The organism is Coleofasciculus sp. (genome assembly GCF_046539235.1).
Taxonomy (GTDB): Bacteria; Cyanobacteriota; Cyanobacteriia; order Cyanobacteriales; family Coleofasciculaceae; genus Coleofasciculus.
On record NZ_JBKHHI010000562.1, the window covers coordinates 1 to 3,413 of the forward strand.

Annotated in this window: 4 protein-coding genes; 2 read left to right on the forward strand and 2 right to left on the reverse strand. The window is 46.7% G+C overall.

Annotation, left to right across the window (positions count from 1 at the left end; all coding sequences use genetic code 11):
• Positions 1–1,028: circadian clock protein LdpA (ldpA, locus tag ACLFWI_RS28535; RefSeq protein ID WP_446415738.1), on the reverse strand; the 1,028-nt coding region annotated here is incomplete at its 3' end.
• A gap of 6 nt (positions 1,029–1,034) precedes the next feature.
• Between ldpA and ACLFWI_RS28540 the strand changes: the two genes are divergently transcribed.
• Positions 1,035–1,172, forward strand: a complete 138-nt coding sequence (locus tag ACLFWI_RS28540) for a hypothetical protein (RefSeq protein ID WP_446409580.1) — start codon at positions 1,035–1,037, stop codon at positions 1,170–1,172.
• A 354-nt stretch (positions 1,173–1,526) separates the two neighbouring features.
• Here ACLFWI_RS28540 and ACLFWI_RS28545 read toward each other — a convergent pair whose 3' ends face one another.
• Positions 1,527–1,919, reverse strand: a complete 393-nt coding sequence (locus ACLFWI_RS28545) for a hypothetical protein (protein ID WP_446415739.1) — start codon at positions 1,917–1,919, stop codon at positions 1,527–1,529.
• Positions 1,920–2,062: 143 nt separating this feature from the next.
• On the opposite strand from ACLFWI_RS28545, the gene ACLFWI_RS28550 reads away from it, so the two are divergent.
• Complete coding sequence (locus tag ACLFWI_RS28550) at positions 2,063–3,274, forward strand: PAS domain S-box protein (RefSeq protein ID WP_446415740.1); 1,212 nt, start codon at positions 2,063–2,065, stop codon at positions 3,272–3,274.
• Positions 3,275–3,413: the final 139 nt, after the last annotated feature.

Sequence of the window (3,413 nt, forward strand, 5' to 3'; positions counted from 1 at the left end):
ACCCGGGCATAGCTTCCGTAAGCCACACCCGCGACAAAGGGCTGGATGGGGTTAGCGGTAGCGTCTTCTGGGGTTGCAGGGTTGAGGAGTCCTACTGCTTTGAGTTTACTGACGGTATGGTGATTGGTTCCACCCGCCAGTTGCACGTATCCAGGTAAGTTGGCGGATAACACCTTTTGTGCCAGTTTCACGGCTTTTCGAGTGGTTCCTGTACCAATATCACCGCTCATTGGCTTGCCATCGGTTTGCCAAAGGAGGGGACAAGGTAAGGGCGTGATCAGATGATAAAGTTCCCAGAGATAATCAATCAAGCCCTCACCATCCGGACAACTGATAGCCAGCAACTTCAGGGTATGCATCCAGGGAGCGATCGCGCCCCAGAGTCGTTTAAAGTCAGTAAAATGCCCGACTTGGGTGTGAATTTCCAAAGCATCAACGCCCGTTGAAAGAATCAGTTCCGCTAAAGTTGTGGGGGTGGATACATAGGAGCGAGTATAGATCAGTTGACTGGGGCAAACGGGTAAGCAACGTCCGCAGCCATAACAGCGTTGATCAATAACACCGGAGAATCCTTTGGGCGAGTGAGGATAGGTGAGGGGTTGGTCAGGTTTCCCCTGGCTTAGGGGCTCCAGGGGAGTTGGCGGTGGCTCAAAGACAATGGCTTGAGCCGGACAAATCGTTTGGCAAGGACGAGGACAGTCTGGAGGACAAGCATTGGGATTAAATTCAGCTTTGCGAAAATGGGGATCTTCCCCATCATTTAAACTGACCATTAACCAGGGTTGGTTACTGTATCCCATGCCTTGTGCTTGACCGGACTCCACCAGACTTGTCGCCACCCCTAAGGCTGTCTTTGCCGCCGCAATTACGGCAGGGTCAGCTGCCACATCAATACAATCAGCCCCAGCTAGAGTATACGCCAAGGTGAGGTTACGAACGGCAGGGAGGTGCTGAAAACTAGCGCCACATATGAGCTTGAACCAGCGACCTTCCCTTAGGGATTGTAAGGGAGTGTACAGTTTAGTCACCCTTATATGCTAATTCCTTGTGCCAAAAATGGGGAGATTGATTTCTCAGGAAACCTGGGTGAGAGTAAACCGCAGGGTTCAGGATTAGGGGTGGGCAATTGTGCTGCGATCGCGACTCAGATGCATCAATTTCACCATATCTAGGCAGTTTAGTCAGGTTCCCCCCTAAATCTGGGGGGTAAATCCAGAGGGTGCTGTTTTTCATCCCAAATTATGAATGGACATGGATTTCATGTTTAATTTTTGTAACATTCATCAATCCTGTTGACCCTGCCGACAGTAGGGGTTTGGTAACAAAACCCTTGGAAGGATTCCCCATGCCCACAAAAAGACCCCGCTCTGTTCATTTGGCGGAGTCAACCTTAACTCTCTACTACACTAAAAAGATTACTGCAATCTCAGGGTGAGATCTATAAAGTTTCGGTAAAGTTCCGGGGGAAAAGGTTAAAGATTCGATAAAGCTACTCTCTTGTCCCTGACAGGCTCCCGTAGAGACTCCTAGGCGTGGAACCAGCTTATCAAGGCAGGATGGCAGCCACCCTTTTGTCCGATAGTTAATCCAATTATTCTGGTGTTTTCGTTAATATTTATGCTGCTTGCCCAGGTTTTATCTACTCGATTAATCTCTGGAAAGATATAGGTCATGTCGAAAAAAAAGGCAAAACCTAACAGTAAAAATGTGGCAATAGATAATTCTACAACAAACCTATTGTCTGGATTTTGATACAGGGCAAAGGCAGCAAATATCAATGAAAAGCTAGTAAATAGTATCCTTTTTAACTCATAGTCGTGGAAAAACCAAAGCCCTTTTTCAACTTTAGCAATAACAGAAATTTGTCTGCCGAATGAGATGATAAAAGATAGGATAAAAGATAGAATTGAATAAATCATAATTGCCAGAGCAAATGAGAACAGTGTCACCCAATCAAGGGCGCAAGGGCGCATAGCAATGCGCCCCTACACAACCAAACAACCTAGAGTATTCACTCCTTTGGATAAGGGAGTCAATCGGCTGAATTATTGAAGGACTAACAATGCCAGATTCATTAACAACCCTATTGTATATTCCCCACGGTCATTGCTACTTATGGCAAACGAATTTAGTTTCCCTACATGTTATTTCTGACGCCTTAATCGCCCTGGCTTATTTTTCAATTCCCGTCACCCTGCTTTACTTTGTTAGCCAGCGACAGGATGTCCCGTTTCCCCGGGTATTTTTCTTATTCGGTGTTTTTATTATTGCTTGTGGGATAACTCATGCAATGGGAGTCTGGACACTTTGGTTTCCAAATTACTGGATTTCTGGGTTGATTAAAGCGGTTACGGCTTTGGTTTCCTGTTACACGGCGATGGTACTGATTCCGCTGACTCCCCAAGCCTTGGCGCTACCCAGCCCCGCTCAACTGCAAGCGGCGAATCAGGCGTTGGAAATGGAAATCCGCGATCGCAAGCAAGCAGAAGCTGAGGTGCGTACCCTGAATGCTCAACTGGAGGAACGGGTGGATGAGCGCACTCAGGAATTGACACAGGTGAATCAGAAGTTAGAACGGGAAATTAAAGAACGTATCCAAGTTGCCGAAGCCCTGTTTGAAGCCGAAGAAAAATATCGCAGTATCTTTGAAAACGCGGGTTGGGGGATCTTCCAAACCACCCCCGATGGACGGTATCTTAGCGCTAACCCGGCTCTGGCTCAGATTTATGGTTATCCCTCACCCGCCGCCCTAATCAGTAGCCTCACTGATTGTGAACATCAATTCTATGTGGATCAAAACCAACGGGCTGAATTTAAACGCCTAATTCATCAACAGGGTTCTGTCTCCAGCTTCGAGTCCCAAGTATATCGCCAAGACGGGAGGATTATCTGGATTAGTGAAAATACTCGTGCAGTACGGGATGCCAATGGCGTACTGCTGTACTATGAAGGATCAGTGGAGGATATTAGCGATCGCAAGCAAGCCGCCGAACAGTTACAAGCTAGTGAGCAAAAGCTGCGCCAAATCATTGATCTAGTGCCTCACTTTATTTTCGCCAAAAATCTCGATGGGCAGTTTATCCTAGTCAATCAAGCGATCGCAGATGCCTATGGGACAACAGTAGAACATCTACTTAACCACAAAGACGAAGACTTTATACGGATGGGATATCGAGCGGATGTCGCAGGGAATGGGTTAGAAGTCTTGGAAGCGCTACAGCGTCAGCCTATATTCAACTTGCCACCGAGAAGCATGGCGATATGCATGACTTGACCGATAAAGTCAATACTATTGTTAAAAACTCTGGTATCCAAACGGGAATGGTTCATGTCTCCAAGTTATCGTGACAATTTACGAAGAATAACTTCGGCTCCGAAAAACTTACTCAAACCTAGCTAAAGCTAAGAGTAAG

Bases quoted from the DNA above. Each gene is read 5' to 3' on its own strand.
- ACLFWI_RS28540 (WP_446409580.1), top strand. From the start codon at position 1,035: ATGCTAATTCCTTGTGCCAAAAATGGGGAGATTGATTTCTCAGGAAAC.
- ACLFWI_RS28545 (WP_446415739.1), bottom strand. From the start codon at position 1,919: ATGATTTATTCAATTCTATCTTTTATCCTATCTTTTATCATCTCATTC.
- ACLFWI_RS28550 (WP_446415740.1), top strand. From the start codon at position 2,063: ATGCCAGATTCATTAACAACCCTATTGTATATTCCCCACGGTCATTGC.